Source organism: Sinomonas humi, assembly GCF_000802235.1.
Lineage (GTDB): Bacteria > Actinomycetota > Actinomycetes > Actinomycetales > Micrococcaceae > Sinomonas > Sinomonas humi.
The window spans coordinates 35030-50103 of record NZ_JTDL01000120.1 but is presented as its reverse complement, the minus strand read 5'-3'; the positions used below and the strand labels follow the sequence as shown (position 1 = coordinate 50103).

The following is a 15074-nucleotide window of genomic DNA, read 5'->3' as shown; positions in this document are numbered from 1 at the left end:
TCAGTCCTCCTCTTCCGCCACGCACGCGTCGAAGCCTTCGCACAGGGCATGGATCGCGATCAGCTGGGCTTCCTGGACGTGGCAGTTGCGGCCCTCGAGCGTGAGCGCTTCGTCGACGGCGGCCGAGAGCGGGTTGGGCCCGGGCCCCGTGAGGGCCCAGGTGAGCGCACCGACCTCGTGGGCGGCCTGGGCGGCCGCGACGAGGTTGGGGCTCTTGCCGCTCGTAGAGAGCAGGACGACGACGTCGCCGGGCCGGGCGTGCGCGCGCACCTGGCGGGCGAACACCTCGTCGTAGCCGTAGTCGTTGCCGATTGCGGTCATCGCGGAGGTGTCCCCGTGGAGGGCGATCGCCGAGAAGGGCCGCCGCTCGCCGTCGTACCTCCCGACGAGCTCCGCGGTGAGGTGCTGCGCCTCCGCAGCGGAGCCGCCGTTGCCGGCCGCGAGCAGGCGGCCGCCCGAGGCGAGCCGATGCGCGAGGGTCTGCGCCCAGCGCGCGAGGACGGCGGACTGCAGCCGCAGCGACTCAAGCGCTTGGCTCGCATCGTCGATGTGCTCGAGCACGCCGTCGGAGAGCCGCTCGTGCGGGAGTACGCGGAATCCTCCGGGGCCTAGGGGGCCGCCGGAGCGGATAGCGGTGAGTCCTCCGGCGGGTGTGGCCGTGAGGGACTGTTCGCGGAGCGCGCGGGTCATCTTCATCGAGCCCCCTCTCCGACGCGCCGAAGGCGGCTCCTGGACGCCGCCACATCAGCTTCGGGCTGGTCCCAGTGATCGAGCATGGCGCGATAGATCCTCTCCGTATCGGACGCGACGCGGTCCCAGGTGTAGCGTGTGCGAGTCCGCTCGACCCCCGCCGCGCCGAAGCGCGCCCGCAGCTCGGGGTCATCCGCGAGGATCGCAATCGCGTCCGCGAGCGCGGCTGGGTGCTTGGGCGGCACGTGGATGCCCGTGACGCCGTCGACGACCGACTCCTGGAGCCCGCCGACGGCTGAGACGATGACGGGCACGCCGCATGCCATCGCTTCGAGCGGGACGATGCCGAACGGCTCATACCAGGGCGTGCAGACGACGGCGTCGAGGCTCCGGAAGAGTTCGGGCATCTCGTCGCGTGGGACTTGGCCGACGAAGATGACCTGGCTGCCGATGCCGAGCGAATCGGCGAGTTCGCGGAGCCTGCGCGCCTCGGGGTCTGACGCGATGCGGTCCTTGCCGCTCGTGCCGCCGACCACGAGGAGTTCGATGTCCCGCCGTCCGGAGGCGGCGAGCAGCGCGAGCGCGGAGACCACGATGTCAACGCCCTTGCGCGGTACGAGACGGCCGACGACGGCGAGTCGGAGCCGCTTGCCGCGCGCCCGCGCCGGGCCCTCCGGCGTGAACTTCTCGACGTCGACGCCGCACGGCGCGACCGAGATCCGCCGCCGGTTCACGCCGAGCTGCCGGAGCTCGAACGCCTCGTCCGGGCACGTTGCGATCACGCGGTCCACGCTGCGCGCGACCCACGGCTCGAGGAACTCGCGCTCGGCCGGGCTCGTATCGTCCGTGCCCTGATGCCGCCGCTTCACGACGCCGAGCGCGTGGAACGTCTCGGCCACGACTGGCGGCGGGAGAAGCTGCTTCTGGAGCTTCCCGACGGCTTCGATGCTCGCGATCCCGGACATCCAGAAATGCCCGTGGACGATGTTGGGCGGGTTGTCAGTCCAGTAGTTGGCGAGCTGCTCCGCGAACGCGGGGATGTACGGCAGGAGCTTGTCCTTCGGCACGGCGTGGGCGGGCCCGGCGTCGACGTTCACGAGCCGCACTCCGTTCGGGAGCGTCTGCTCCCAATGGAGCCGCTCGCTGTCGCGCCGGGTGAAGACCGTCACGTCGTGGCCTCGTCGCACGAGAGCGGCGGAGAGCTCGGCCACGTGCACGTTCTGCCCGCCTGCATCGACTCCGCCCACGGTGGCGAGCGGACTGGCGTGTTCGGACACCATCGAGATTCTCATTGTGTTCTCTCTCCTCATCGAATAGTCCTCACTGGGCGGTCCTTCACAGGACGGTCCCTCGCGGAACTGTCGGAGCCTCCCGTGCTGCGCCAGCCGCCACCAAGGGGCCGCCCCGCACGTCCGCGAACACCTCGTCCCAGTCCCTCAGGAACCGGTGCAGGCTGTAGCGGTTCAGCGCGGCCTCCCTCGCGGCGAGCCCGGCCTCCTGCGCCGCAGAAGGGTCGGCGATGAAGCGGTGCGCGGCAGCGACGAGTTCATGGATGTCCGAGCTCACGCAGCCAGCCGCCGGGGGCACCGCGCGCCAGGCCTCTGTTGACCCGAGCGCGACTACCGGCAGACCGGCCATCATGGCCTCGATGAGCGCGAGCCCAAGCGAGGTCCAGCGGAACGGGTGCAGGTACGCCCTGCGGTGGGCCAGCTCGGCGTGGAGGCGCGCTGTCGGGACGTCGCCCGCCCAGCGCAAGCGCGCGGCCTCGATCCCGGTGGCCTCGACCAGGCCGTCTCCGCCCATGCCGTAGACGTCGAGCGGGGCCACGTCGGCGAAGCGGCCGAGCAGATCGGTGCCGGCGACCCTCCAACGCCGCACGGGCTCATTGACGACGACGGCGAGCCGCTCAAGCTCGCCCGTGTAGGAGAGCCCCGGGTCGACGACGCCGTGTTCGACGACGTACACCGGCGCCTTGCCGCTGTCCCACATGAGGGCGTTGAAGTGGGTGACGTGCACGATCGGGATCTCGTCCTGATCCGCGAGCGGGTGCCGCGTCTCGGGAACTGCGCCCTTCGGGATGTTGTGCTCGAGGTAGACCGCGGGGAGGTCCTTCCCCGGGCGCAGGCCGGTGAGCTCGTGGACCCGCTTCGCCTCGTCCGGCCTTTGGAGGACGACGGCGTCGAGCGTGCCCGCGATGGCTGCGAGGTCCTCGAGCGGGACCTCGGCGGCGTTCGGCCACTCGCGTCCGCCTCGGCCCAAGCCCCATGCGGACCGCTCGGCGTCGACCGGGAGCACGTATTCGTGTTCTCCGCGGACGAAGCCGTCGGTCCAGCCGCCATGGACGTGCCAGAGAAGGATCCGCATCAGACGGGCACCGCCTTCGTGTTGTGTGAGACGAGTCGTTCGACGGCGCGCAGCACCTCGTGCGGGGTGACCCCGGCGAGGCACGGATGCCCAGGCAGGGGGCAGATACGCGCACGCGAGCCGGCGCAGGCGGCCGACTGGTCGCCGAGGACCTCGACGGCGGAACCCCGAGGGGCCCACGTCCCGGCCGCGACAACAGGAGAGAAGAGGCTGACGACGGGAGTTCGCACGGCCGCGGCCACGTGCGCGGGGCCGGTGTTCCCGGCGACGACGGCGCTCGCACCCGCGAGGAGGTCGACGAGGCCCCGGAGGTCGGTTGCGCCGCCCGCGTCGATCCCGTGGGAGCCTGCGACGCGCGCGGTCAGTTCCCGCTCGTCGTCGTTCCCGGTGACGACGACGCGGAAGCCCTCGGCCGCGAGCATCGAGACGAGCTGTGCCGCGTGCTCGGCGGGCCAGGTCCTCGCGGGGGCATCAGCCCCGGGGTGGACCACGACATATTCGCCCGAGGGCCGCGCCGAAGTCCTCGGCTGAGGCAGGAGGGCGGGCAGGCCGTCGTCGTCCGCTGGGCGGGGGAAGCCCGCAGCCGCGGCGATTCCGAGCGCACGGTCCACCTCGTGGAGCTTCCATGGGAGGTCGCGGCTCGTGAGCCGCACGTCGAGGAGGCTCCCAGGGTAGTCCTCGGAGAGAGCGGTGATGCGTGGGACGCCTGTCAGGCGCAGTTCGAACGCGAGCGGAAGCGCCGACTGGTGGAAGGACGTGAGGATGATGGCCTCGTCGATGCCCGCGTGGTCGAGCAGCCGCTCAAGCCGGCGCACGTGCCGAGGGGTTGCCGCCGGGGCCGGGTTGGCGATCCAAGGGCAGTCCCATACGAGGTGCTCGGTGACGCCGGGGAGCATCGTCGCGACCGCCGCGCCGCGGGGGCCGGTCAGAAGGACAACCTCCGCCTTGGCCGCGACCGCGCGGATCGCGGGCCCCGAGAGCACGACGTCGCCCAGGCTGTCGAGCCGCGCGACAAGGACTCGCCTCACGGCCCGGTCCCCGCGCTTGCGGGCCCCACGCTCGCCGGTTCGAGCGATTCGCCGAGGGCGAAGAGGACGGCGGAGAGCAGGTCGGGGGCGACGGCGGGTGCGGCCTCGACTTCCTCGGGGAGGGTCACGGGAGTCGGAACGAGAATGCCACGCGCTCCCGCGCGCTGAGCCGCCTCCATGTCGGAACCGATGTCCCCGATGAAGACAACGTCCGCCGGCGCAACCCGGAGCGCGCGGCAAGCCGAGAGGATGAGGCCCGGCCGCGGCTTGCGGCAGCGGCAGCCCTGCTCCGGATGGTGCGGGCACACGCGCCACACGTCGAACGGCCCGAGCAGGTCGTCCACACGCCGATTCACCCGGTATACGTCGACGGAGCCCATGAAGCCGCGCCCGACACCGGACTGGTTCGTGACGACCCCTGTCCGCACGCCGAGGGCGCGCAGCCGGGCCAGGGCCTCTGGGGCCCCGGGCACCGGGCGGACCTTTCGCGGGTCTCGGTTGTACGGGACGTCGTCCACGAGGGTACCGTCCCGGTCGAAGAGCACGGCGGCCGGAAAGGGCGTCCGTGGCTGGTCAAGACGGTCTGCTTCCATGACGGGAATCTGCCCCGGGAGAAGCTACAATAAACTTTCTTTTCTCCTGCAACTTCTCCCCCGGGGCCATTTCCCTCGGCCGCGGGAGGACTTTCGATTAGCTCAAGCCAAGGGCATCGTCGCTTTCGATCATGGAGGCTGCCGTGACAGCGGGTTCAGAACGGCCTGTCCTGCTCGTGCTCCGAGCGCTCAAGCTCGGCGATCTGCTCGTCTCAGTGCCAGGCCTGCGCGGCCTGCGCGCGGGGTTCCCCGACCACGAGCTAGTGCTCGCCGCGCCCCAGTGGCTTGAGCCGGTCATTCCGCTCATAGGAGCCGTCAACCGTCATCTCCCGACCCCCGGCCTCGACGGACCCATCCCCTACACCGGACGGCCTGTGGATGTGGCCGTGAACTTCCACGGCAAGGGGATCGAGAGCCGGACGCGGCTCGAGGAGCTCGCCCCGGAGCATCGCATCGGGCACCGTGCCCCCGGCTGGGCCGGCCCGGAGTGGGACGACGCGCTTCATGAGCGTGAGCGCTGGGTGCGGCTGCTGACCTGGCACGGGCTCCCCGGCCGGGCCGACGACTACCGCCTCCTCCTTCCTGAGGTCCCAGCACCGGTCGAGGGCGCGACGCTCGTCCACGTGGGTGCTGCCTACGGGAGCCGGCGCTGGCCCGTCGAGCGTTTCGCCGGCGTCGCCCACGAGCTCCGCCTCAAGGGCCACGACGTGCTCCTGACCGGCGGCGAGGAAGACCGGGGCCGGGCCGCCGCCGTCGCCCACGGCGCCGGGCTGCCGGATTCCGCCGTCGTCGCGGGCCGCTGGACCCTCTCCGAGTTCTTTGCGGCCGTGGCCGCCGCGCGCCTCGTGGTCACTGCGGACACGTCCGCGGGGCATATCGCGACGGCGTACGGGACGCCGTCCGTCGTCATCTTCGGCCCCGCTGCCCCTGAGCAGTGGGGTCCGCCGGAGGACGGCCCGCACGTCGTGCTCACCGACCCGGCTGTGCGGCACGGGGACCCGTTCGCTGATCTCCCGGACCCGGCGATGCTCGCCGTGTGGCCCGGGCACGTGCTCGACGCCGTTTCCCGCCTCGAGGAGCGCGGGACGGCCGAGGCGCCGAGGCACCTCGCGGCGCCGTAGCGTTTGGCTGCTTCTCTGGACGGGTACGGGCCGACGGTGAAGGATCCTACGGTGAAGGATCCTGTTCAGGAGGAGTTGCGAGGAGGTGGTCGGTCTGGATTCTGGGGAGCCCCGCTTCGCAACCGCATACTGGACGGTCGGGCCGTGGCAGGGACAGCTGCGGCGCGAGGAGTTGGCCCCGCCGCGGGAGGGCGAGGCCCTCGTCCGGACGCTGTACTCCGGACTGAGCCGAGGCACGGAACGCCTCGTCCACGCCAACCGCGTGCCCGAGCGTGTGGCCGGCCTCATGGAGGCCCCGCATCAGGAGGGCAGCTTCCCGTGCCCTGTTAAATACGGGTACCTCTCGGTCGGGGTGGTCGAGGAGGGGCCTGCGGAGCTCGTGGGCCGCACCGTCTTCTGCCTCTACCCCCATCAGGACCGGTACGTGGTCCCCGCGTCCGAGCTCGCCGTCGTCCCCGACGGCGTGCCCCCGCACCGGGCCGTGCTCGCCGGGGCGATCGAGACGGCGGTCAACGCATTGTGGGACGCGAGCCCGCGCATCGGTGACCGGATCGCCGTCGTCGGCTGCGGCCTCGTCGGCGGGGCGGTCCTCGCGCTCCTGCGCCGCTTCCCTCTTTCGCGACTCGAAGCGGTCGACGCCGACCCCGCGAAGGCGAGCTTCGCCGAGCGGCTGGGTGTCGACTTCGCGTCCCCGGACGAGGCGCACGACGATTGCGACGTCGTCGTCCACTGCTCCGCGAGCGCAGCGGGCCTCGCGCGGTGCCTTGAGCTCGTGGGGGACGACGGCGAGATCATCGAGCTCTCCTGGTACGGCGAGCAGCCGGTGAGCGTTCCCCTCGGCGCGGACTTCCACGCGCGCAGGCTCTCGCTCCGCGCTAGCCAAGTCGGCCAAGTCGCGCTCCCCCGCCGGCATCGGCGCACCACGGCGCAACGCCTCGCGCTCGCCCTCGAGCTGCTCGAGGACCCCATCTTCGACGCGTTCCTCGGCGGCCCCACCGACTTCGAGGACCTTCCCGAGGCGATGGACGGGCTAGCCTCGGAGAAGTCCGAGAGCGCGGGGATCCAGACAGGCCTGTGCCACGTCATCCGGTATCCGGTATCCGGGAGCAAAGGGAGACTATGTATTCGCTGACCGTCCGTGACCATGTCATGATCGCCCACAGCCTGCCGCGCGCCGCCTTCGGCCCGGCCCAAGGCCTGCATGGGGCGACGTTCGTCGTCGAACTCACCGTCCGCGCACGCGAACTCGACGAGAACGCGACAGTCATGGATATCGGCGCGCTCTCGGGTGTGCTCGGCGAGGCGCTCGAGGGCCTGCGTTACCAGAACCTCGACGAGCACCCTGCGTTCGAGGGGAAGCTCTCGACCACCGAAGCCGTTGCGCGGCACCTCGCGGAGGACGTCGCGGGGCGGCTGACGGGTGCAGGGGCTGGGGGCGCTGGCGCTGGCGCTGGGGGCACCGCGGCAGGGGGCACCGCCGATCGCCTCGTGGGGCTCTCGGTCGTTCTCCGCGAGCACCCCGACGCGTGGGCGGGCTACAGCCTGGACCTCCCGTGACCCCTGCGCGTATCGACTTCGTCGCTGCGGCGCCGCTGGGCTGGAGTTCGGGCGGCAGCATGTACAACGAGCGGCTCATCGCCGCGCTTCGGGGCTCCGGCATCACGGTTCACGCTTACAGCCTCACAGGGGACTGGCCCGAGGGAAGCGCCGCGGATCGGGAGCGGCTCGCGAGCCTCCTGCTCGGCCTTGCGGGCGACGCCGGGCGCGTGGTCATCGTCGACGGCCTCGTGGGCTTGGGCTGCCCCGACGAGATCGCGCAGGCCGAGCGCGCAGGCGTTGCCGTCTGGCTCCTCGTGCACGTTTCGCTCGCGGACCTCGCAGTGGGGACCCACTCGGTCCCCGCATCCGAGGCCGCCCGGCTCGCCGGCCTCGAACGGGCCGCCCTCGAGGCGTGTTCCGGGGCCTTCGCCCCGAGCCGATTCGCGGCGGCCACCCTGGTCGCGCGCTATGGGGTGGAGGCCGTCGTCGCCCGTCCCGGGGTGGATCACGCACCGCAGGCCCGCGGGTCGAAGCCCCCGCATCTCGTATGCGTCGCGGCGCTGCTCCCGGCCAAGGGGCAGCTCGTCTTCCTCGAGGCGCTCGACAGCCTCGTCGACCTCCCGTGGACTGCCTCTCTCGTCGGTTCGGACCAGGCGGATCGGGCCTATGCGCGCGCCGTCCGGCAGGCCGCCGCCTCACCACAGCTCTCGGCGCGGGTCCATCTCACGGGCGAGTTGCGGGGCCCTGCGCTCGAAGCCGCGTGGGACGCCGCCGATCTCAGTGTCCTCCCCAGCGCGCACGAGACGTTCGGGATGTCCGTCGTCGAGTCCCTCGCCCACGGCGTGCCAGCGTTCGTTCCGGCGGGAACGGGCGCGGAAGAGGCGCTCGCGCTCTCGCTTGCAGGCGGCGCGGGACTGGCTGGCACGGTCGGCGAGCTGCGCGACGTCGGAGCCCTCCGCGAACTGCTGCGGTCGTGGCTGACGGATGCGAATGAGCGGGAAGCGTTCGGGGCGGCGGCCCGAGCGGCGCGGCCCGCGCTGCCGACGTGGGCGGCGACCGCGGCGGCAGTCGCCGCGGGGGTAGGAGTCAGCGCGAATCCCGAGGACTAGCCAACTCCCACGGCTAGCGGACTTACCCGCGGGAGCCGGGCCCAACTTCCTCGGGAGCCAAGGGCCGTGCGACGGCGAGTACCGAGCCGGAGACGTGGCACGACTCCTCAGAAGCCAGATAGACGAACGCGTCGAGCTCCTCGAAATCGGTCATGGCGGGCTCGTGGTGGTGTCCGCCGTCGAAAAGTGGCTCCAGCTCGGGATCCCACCGGGGGCCGCCGACCACCGCATTGACGCGGATCCCACGGGGTCCGAGTGTCTGTGCCCAGCCTTGGGTGGTCTCGAGGACGGCAGTGGCGAGGGCCTCCTGGCCGCGGGTGAGAAGCAGCCCGGGAGTCGAGAACGCGACGGTGTTGATGATGCTGGCCCTCTCGTTCAACGAGGGAAGGGCCGCCTCGGTTGCGGTCACGAGGACGGACATCGAACGCTGGAGGGCCTTTTCGACGCCCCGCCGCACGGCCCAGGGATTGGGGCCTTCTTCTGGAATCCATGGCGGGCCCGTATTGATGAGCACATCCACGCCGCCAAGCTCCCTGACCGCGGACCTCACGATTCGGGTGCTGTCGGGACCGTCGGCGGGGCTGATCGCAACCACCGCCTCCGAGAAGGTCAGCACTCTCCCGAGCCGCTGCGTAAGAATCTCGTCTTCGCCGGTGATCAGGACGCGCCGGCCACTGAGCCGGGCATTAGCAGGCATCGATCCACTCCGTCGGTCAACAGTCTCTGCGACTGTGCGGTCAGGGATGTCCGCTCTCGGTATTCCACCGCAAGCAGGGTCAAGAAAATAATTTAGCATTTCGTACACCGAAAATACGAAGGATAGTCCTCCTCACGTCATCCGGCCGTTACCCCCCGGCGGCAGAAAATAACGCTTCTCACGAAAGGTATCGTCCGGCGTTTTGGGGCAGGTCGGTGGGGTAACAGACCCGGCAGCAGGGTCGGAAAGACAGTCCGGTCCGCAACGAAAGGTGAGAACTGTGAGCTTCCTGGCTTTTCTCATTCTCGGTTTGATTGCCGGAGCGATTGCTAAGGCATTGATTCCAGGACGGCAAGGCGGCGGATGGTTCATTACCCTCCTGCTCGGCGTCGTCGGCGCGATTCTCGGCGGTTGGATCGGCGGTGCGCTGTTCGGCGTCGGACTCCAGAACTTCTGGAGCATCCAGACGTGGATCGTCGCGATCGTGGGCTCGGTCATCGTGCTCCTCATCTACGGTGCAGTGACCCGCCGCTCGCGCACGTGATTCAAAGCTCCCCCACGTGCTTCAAAGAGGGCATGCTCAGAGGCCTCTGACATGAAAGGTCTGACATGACCGAACGCGATAAGCGCTTCGAGGACCGGCACCACATCGAGCCCGGCAAGCCGGTGCCTCGTGAGCCCGAAGACGAGGGCGCCCCCGCCCGCAATGACGTCACCCCAAGTTCGCAAGGCGTCGGCGCGATTTGGGGAGACGCCGAACGGACGCCTCACCCAGGCCCGGTTCAGGCCCCGAACGAGACGGACCAGGCAGCGATGGAAGCAGTCGCCGCAGAATACGACGTCGTCAGCACGGACGAGGGCGAGCGATACCTCGAGCCCAAGGACGCGGAGGATGAGCAAGGAACCACCAAGGACGACTTCCCCGACCACGGGTAGGAGACCAGGGCAGGACGACCCGGACATTCCGGGATCCCTAAGACAGACGGCGGGGCGGAGGCTGGGGCTCCCTCCGCCGTCACCTTTTGCCCAGTTGAAAAACAGCCTCGTTGGCCCCGCCGCTTGAGCGTGCGGGGCCAGCTCATGTGCGCCCGGCCTATGTGCGGGGCCAGCTCAGGCGCGCTGGGCCAAGGACGTACTGCGCTCCCGCATCTCGGTGAGCAAGCGCGCGGCAGCGGCGTCGGTCCTTGCCGTCCTGCCTGCGCGGTAAGCCTCAAGGAGCAGGGGGTCCACATAGGATCCCCGCGCTACAGCGGGCGTGTTGTTGAGCCAGCTCGAGGCGTCGTCGATCGCCTTCTTCCACGCCGCCTCCGCGTTCCGCCCCGCGGCGTGGCTCGCGTCGAGCGACGCGGCGGCCGTGGCGGTCCCCCGCCACGTGCGGAGGTCCTTCGCGCTCGCCTCCATCCCCGCGATGTCGCGGAGATACTCGTTGACCGAGGAGGCGCCAATGCGCTGGAAGCCCCCGCCGTCGTCGTACCCCATCGCCGGCCTGCCCGGGCGCCGGCGCGGAAGGCTCTCGAAGTAGGCAGCGAGTTCCCGGTCCCTCAGCTCGAAGCGCCACGTGCTCCCGGACTTCCCGGGGAAGTCGAAGGCGATCCGTCCCTCGTCGACCTTGACGTGCCGCCGCTGGATGGTCGTGACGCCGTACGTGCCGTTCTCCCGCGCATAGCGCCGGCTGCCGACGCGCACCCCGGCCCGATCGATGAGCCGGATTGCGGCCGCAAGGGCCTGGATGCGAGCTCCGCGGTCACCCCGCAGGTCACGGGTCACGGCGCGCCGGATGTGCGGCAGCCGCTGCGCGAGCGCGAGTGCACGGTCGAACTTGCGGGCCTCCTGCCGAGCGCGCCACGCGGCGTTGTAGAGGTACTGGGTTCGCCCCGCCGCATCGACGCCCATGGCCTGCAGCTTCGCCTTGGGCGACGCCGCGATCCTGACGTTCCGCCACGCAGGCGGGATCGCGAGCGAGCGGACACGCTCGAGTTCGCTCGGCGGAAGACGCTCCCCGTTCTCGTCCAAATAGCTGAAGCCACGGCCCGCGCGGCGCCGCGTCCAAGCGGTGCGGAGTGATCTATGAGTGCGAGCCACTGGCCGCATTTACCCCGGATTTTCGCGGTTCAACCACTTTGCGCGGAGGGCGCACGGCGGGTTCCGCGACCCCGTCCCCGGGCGTATCGTGAGCCGTGGATCAAGCCGTTGGTCCATGTCCGCGTTCCACCATTCTGGAGGCCGCACGCATGTCCGACCGCACCAACGAACCCGACAACCCCCAAGAAGTGCACCCGGCTGAGCAGAAGCCGCCGCAGGACCAGGACGCCCCCGGCACCACCGCTGAGACCGAGCCGAGCCCGGATCACGGCGAACAGACGTACGAGGGGCACGGGAGGCTCGAAGGCCGCGCAGCACTCATCACTGGTGGCGACTCAGGTATCGGGCGGGCTGTCGCGATCGCGTTCTCACGCGAGGGTGCGGACGTTGCGCTCACGCACGTGGCGAAGGAGCGCGAGGACGCCGAGTCGACGGCTTCGCTCGTGCAGGATGCGGGGCGCAAGGCCCTGACGCTCGACGGCGATCTCCGCGACGAGGACTACGCCGCTTCACTCCCCCGCCGCGTCCTCGACGAGTTCGGCCGCTTGGACGTCCTCGTGCTCAACGCCGCCTACCAGCAGGCGCGCGATGGCATCGACACGGTGGAGACCGCGGAGTTCGACCGCGTGCTCAAGACGAACCTCTACAGCCAGTTCTGGATCCTGCGCGCAGCGCTTCCGCACCTCCAGCCCGGCGCATCGATCATCATCACGAGCTCGATCCAGGCTGCGCAGCCCTCGCCGAGCCTCTTCGACTACGCCATGACCAAGGCCGCCCAGGTCGCGCTCGTCAAGGCTCTCGCCCCCGAACTCGGCGAGAAGGGAATCCGGATCAACGCCGTCGCTCCGGGGCCGGTCTGGACACCGCTCATCCCGTCCACGGGCTGGCCGGGCCACGTGCCGGAGTTCGGCAAGGACAGCCCCTTGGGCCGCCCCGCGCAGCCTGCGGAGCTCGCTCCCGCCTACGTTCTGCTCGCTTCGGACGAAGCGTCGTACATATCGGGCGCAGTCGTCCCGGTAACAGGAGGACAGCCCTTCTAGAAGAAAGGAAGCCCATGAAGCTCATCCCCTCCCGGGGTCCCGCAAGCCGATTGGTTGCCCAAACGCCCGCACCCAGAGGGATCCAACGGCTCGTCCGCAACGTCGAGACGGGGCGCTTCGAGCGAACGCTCTCCGGCCTCACGGCCGCCGGCGCTCTCGTGACCGCGGCGGAGATCTATCTCGAGCACGACAGAGCGAGCTTCGGCGACCCGTGGATGTGGGCTCCCGTTGTGCTCGGCCCGGTAGGGGCAGCGGCGGGGGTCGCCGGCGTCGTGAGCACCCGCATGGCGCACACCGCGCTTCCGCTCGCGAGCGTCGCGATCATCGCCAACGGCCTCCAGGGAACGTACCTCCACCTGCGCGGGATCGCCCAGCGTCCCGGCGGCTTCAAGGAGTTCCGCTACAACTCGGAGATGGGGCCGCCGCTTCTCGCACCGCTGCTCGTGACGCTCGTCGGGGGAATGGGGCTTCTGGCGTCGGTTCTGAGGAGGGAATCGTGACCCTCCCACTACCAGAGGACGACGGCGGCGGCCGCTTTCCGGGTCTGCGCACGCTTGAGCTGAGGGACCACTGGGACGAGGCGACATCCTCGCTCATCCTTTCCCGTGTGGGGCGGCCGCCGGACGTGTGCTTCTTCAACGCCGAGGAGGAAGGGATCGCGGCGGCGATGCTCGATCAGCTCGTAGGTCAAGAAGGCGAGCCGCGTGTGCCGCTCGTCAACGTCGTCGACGCCCGGCTCGCTGCCGGAGAGACGGACGGCTGGCGTTACGCGGACCTGCCCGAGGACGGGGAGGTGTGGCGCCGTTCTGTCCGCTTCATCGACGAGGACGCGCGCGAGCGCTACGGAGTCGGGTTCGCGGACGCGACGGCGGCCCAGCAGGAAGCCGTGCTCGAGGCGGTCCATCGGACCGAGGGCCAATGGCACGGAATGCCGGCCGGCCACGTGTGGAACCTCTGGCTTCGCTACGCGTGCACCGCTTTCTACGCGCATCCCTGGGCGTGGGACGAGATCGGCTTCCCGGGGCCGGCTTACCCCCGCGGCTATTCGAACCTTGGGGTCGGCCGACGCGAGCACTTCGAGGTTCGGGATGCACATCCCGGTGAGCAGGCATGAGGGGCCCGAACCCGCTCACGACCGCCCGGACGCTCGCGAGCATCAAGGCGCGCAACGAGTCCGCGTGGCTGCTTCCCGTCTCGAGCCCGGATGTCACCGAGCGCATGCGGCGCTACGAGGACGACGACGAGGTGGACCTCGTGATCGTCGGCTGCGGGGCAGGCGGGTCCACCGTCGCGCAGCGGCTCGCGCGTGAAGGGTGGTCCGTCGTCGTCCTCGAGGCAGGGCCGTTCTGGGAACCGGAGCGCGACTGGGTGAGCGACGAGGCCGGGTCGCACCACCTCTACTGGACCGAGCCCCGAGTGATCGACGGCGAGGACCCCGTTCCTCTCGGTTCCAACAACTCGGGCCGGGGCGTGGGCGGATCGATGGTGCACTTCGCCGGCTACGCGCCGCGTTTGCACCCGAGCGACTTCCACACCGACACGCTCGACGGCGTGGGCGCCGACTGGCCCTTGGACTACGAGGATCTCCGTCCTTACTACGAGGACATGGAAGAGGAGCTCCCGGTCGCGGGCCAGGATTGGCCGTGGGGCGAGCCCCACAGCTATCCGCACAGCCCGCACCCCGTCGGCGGGAACGGCGAAGTGTTCCTGCGCGGCGCGGAGAACTGTGGGATCGAGGCCCGAGTCGGCCCTGTCGCTATCGCGAACGGCCGTTTCGGCCACCGGCGGCACTGCATCTACCGAGGGTTCTGCCTCCAAGGCTGCAAGGTGGATGCGAAGGCCTCCCCGCTCATCACCCACGTCCCCGACGCAATCGTGCACGGGGCGGAGATCCGCGCCAACTCGACCGCGACCCGCATTGAGGTCGACGAGCGCACCGGCTTGGCGACGGGCGTGCATTTCGTCCATGGCGGCGTCGAGCGCTTCCAGCGCGCCCGGAACGTCGCGGTCGCGGCCTACTCGATCGAGACGCCGCGGCTCCTGCTGAACTCCTCGTCGCAGCGCTTCCCGAACGGGCTGTGCAACGACTTCGACTTCGTGGGCCGCTACCTCATGGTCCAGGGAGCCCCGCAGACCGGCGGAAGGTTCGAGGACGAGGTGCGCATGTACAAGGCGCCGCCGCCCGAGGTCAGCACCGAGCAGTTCTACGAGACGGATCCGTCCAAGCCGTACAAGCGCGGCTTCTCGATCCAGACGGTCTCGCCGTTGCCGATCACATGGGCCGAGCACATCGCTGCACAGGGCCATTGGGGCAGGGATCTGCGCCGCCGCATGAGCGACTTCGTTCACTGGGCGTGCCTCGGCGCGCTGTGCGAGTTCCTGCCGCTTCCGGAGAATCGGGTCACGCTGGATTCGGAGAAGGACCGGCGCGGGATGCCCGTCGCGCACGTCACGTACAGCCGCGGCGGCAACGACAAGCGCCTCATGAAGGCCGCCCAAGAGACGATGGAGCAGATCCTCCACGCGGCGGGCGCGAGCGAGGTGATGACCATCCAGCGCTATGCCCACCTCGTGGGCGGCGCCCGGATGGCGGCGGATGAGGAGCACGGCGTGGTCGACGCCGACTGCCGTACGTTCGCCGTTCCGAACCTCTTCATCACGGACGGAAGCGTCTTCCCCACCCAGGGTAGCGCCAACCCCGCCTTGACGATCATGGCCCTCGCCGCGAGGACGGCGGCACGGCTCGCAGCGGGCGCCCGTCAGGGTGTTCGCCGGCCGACCGAAGCGTTCACACTCCAGAAAGAGAGCTGA

At 70.2% G+C, this 15074-nt stretch carries 17 protein-coding genes; 10 read left to right on the top strand and 7 right to left on the bottom strand.

Annotation, left to right across the window (positions count from 1 at the left end):
* The 5 genes from LK10_RS12040 to LK10_RS12020 are packed head-to-tail and all read right to left on the bottom strand — an operon-like array spanning nucleotide 1 to nucleotide 4675.
* The gene (locus LK10_RS12040) at nucleotides 1-696 is read right to left on the bottom strand and encodes a D-sedoheptulose-7-phosphate isomerase (RefSeq protein WP_231567748.1); all 696 of its coding nucleotides are present in this window, start codon (nucleotides 694-696) and stop codon (nucleotides 1-3) included.
* A complete protein-coding gene (locus LK10_RS12035) occupies nucleotides 693-1982 on the bottom strand; it encodes a glycosyltransferase (RefSeq protein WP_043123975.1) in 1290 nt (429 codons plus the stop codon). The genes LK10_RS12040 and LK10_RS12035 overlap by 4 nt, the downstream gene beginning before the upstream one ends.
* Nucleotides 1983-2025: 43 nt before the next feature.
* Entirely contained in the window at nucleotides 2026-3054 is a 1029-nt protein-coding gene (locus LK10_RS12030) for a glycosyltransferase (protein WP_052207265.1), read from the bottom strand.
* Complete coding sequence (locus LK10_RS12025; RefSeq protein ID WP_043123973.1) at nucleotides 3054-4082, bottom strand: glycosyltransferase family 9 protein; 1029 nt, start codon at nucleotides 4080-4082, stop codon at nucleotides 3054-3056. Before LK10_RS12025 ends, LK10_RS12030 begins: the two co-directional genes overlap by 1 nt.
* Complete coding sequence (locus tag LK10_RS12020; protein ID WP_043123971.1) at nucleotides 4079-4675, bottom strand: D-glycero-alpha-D-manno-heptose-1,7-bisphosphate 7-phosphatase; 597 nt, start codon at nucleotides 4673-4675, stop codon at nucleotides 4079-4081. Before LK10_RS12020 ends, LK10_RS12025 begins: the two co-directional genes overlap by 4 nt.
* 143 nt (nucleotides 4676-4818) lie before the next feature.
* Between LK10_RS12020 and LK10_RS12015 the strand changes: the two genes are divergently transcribed.
* From LK10_RS12015 to LK10_RS12000, 4 genes are all read left to right on the top strand, one after another.
* Nucleotides 4819-5796, top strand: coding sequence for a glycosyltransferase family 9 protein (locus LK10_RS12015; RefSeq protein WP_331377473.1), 978 nt, complete (start codon nucleotides 4819-4821; stop codon nucleotides 5794-5796).
* 85 nt (nucleotides 5797-5881) lie between these two features.
* Nucleotides 5882-6928, top strand: a complete 1047-nt coding sequence (locus LK10_RS12010; protein ID WP_408021456.1) for a zinc-dependent alcohol dehydrogenase — start codon at nucleotides 5882-5884, stop codon at nucleotides 6926-6928.
* Nucleotides 6916-7353, top strand: a complete 438-nt coding sequence (locus LK10_RS12005) for a 6-pyruvoyl trahydropterin synthase family protein (protein WP_043123966.1) — start codon at nucleotides 6916-6918, stop codon at nucleotides 7351-7353. Before LK10_RS12010 ends, LK10_RS12005 begins: the two co-directional genes overlap by 13 nt.
* Complete coding sequence (locus LK10_RS12000; RefSeq protein ID WP_052207264.1) at nucleotides 7350-8444, top strand: glycosyltransferase family 4 protein; 1095 nt, start codon at nucleotides 7350-7352, stop codon at nucleotides 8442-8444. The genes LK10_RS12005 and LK10_RS12000 overlap by 4 nt, the downstream gene beginning before the upstream one ends.
* A gap of 22 nt (nucleotides 8445-8466) precedes the next feature.
* Here the strand turns inward: LK10_RS12000 and LK10_RS11995 are convergent, their stop codons facing one another.
* Nucleotides 8467-9141: an SDR family oxidoreductase gene (locus tag LK10_RS11995; protein ID WP_043123963.1), complete on the bottom strand. Its 675-nt coding sequence runs from the start codon at nucleotides 9139-9141 to the stop codon at nucleotides 8467-8469.
* 280 nt (nucleotides 9142-9421) lie between these two features.
* Here LK10_RS11995 and LK10_RS11990 point away from each other — a divergent pair, with 280 nt between their 5' ends.
* Nucleotides 9422-9685 (top strand): GlsB/YeaQ/YmgE family stress response membrane protein, encoded by a 264-nt coding sequence (locus LK10_RS11990; RefSeq protein WP_043123961.1) that lies wholly within the window; start codon nucleotides 9422-9424, stop codon nucleotides 9683-9685.
* Nucleotides 9686-9750: 65 nt separating this feature from the next.
* Complete coding sequence (locus LK10_RS11985; RefSeq protein WP_043123960.1) at nucleotides 9751-10077, top strand: hypothetical protein; 327 nt, start codon at nucleotides 9751-9753, stop codon at nucleotides 10075-10077.
* A gap of 174 nt (nucleotides 10078-10251) precedes the next feature.
* On the opposite strand, the gene LK10_RS11980 is transcribed toward LK10_RS11985, so the two are convergent.
* On the bottom strand, nucleotides 10252-11232 hold the full coding sequence (locus LK10_RS11980; protein ID WP_043123958.1) for a DNA topoisomerase IB: 981 nt from the start codon (nucleotides 11230-11232) through the stop codon (nucleotides 10252-10254).
* A gap of 140 nt (nucleotides 11233-11372) precedes the next feature.
* Between LK10_RS11980 and LK10_RS11975 the strand changes: the two genes are divergently transcribed.
* From LK10_RS11975 to LK10_RS11960, 4 genes are read left to right on the top strand one after another with little or no spacing between them, the layout of a single operon-like run.
* On the top strand, nucleotides 11373-12263 hold the full coding sequence (locus LK10_RS11975) for an SDR family oxidoreductase (protein WP_043123956.1): 891 nt from the start codon (nucleotides 11373-11375) through the stop codon (nucleotides 12261-12263).
* A gap of 14 nt (nucleotides 12264-12277) precedes the next feature.
* The gene (locus LK10_RS11970; RefSeq protein WP_231567747.1) at nucleotides 12278-12763 is read left to right on the top strand and encodes a hypothetical protein; all 486 of its coding nucleotides are present in this window, start codon (nucleotides 12278-12280) and stop codon (nucleotides 12761-12763) included.
* Nucleotides 12760-13377, top strand: a complete 618-nt coding sequence (locus LK10_RS11965; RefSeq protein ID WP_052207262.1) for a gluconate 2-dehydrogenase subunit 3 family protein — start codon at nucleotides 12760-12762, stop codon at nucleotides 13375-13377. Before LK10_RS11970 ends, LK10_RS11965 begins: the two co-directional genes overlap by 4 nt.
* A complete protein-coding gene (locus LK10_RS11960; RefSeq protein WP_052207261.1) occupies nucleotides 13374-15074 on the top strand; it encodes a GMC family oxidoreductase in 1701 nt (566 codons plus the stop codon). Before LK10_RS11965 ends, LK10_RS11960 begins: the two co-directional genes overlap by 4 nt.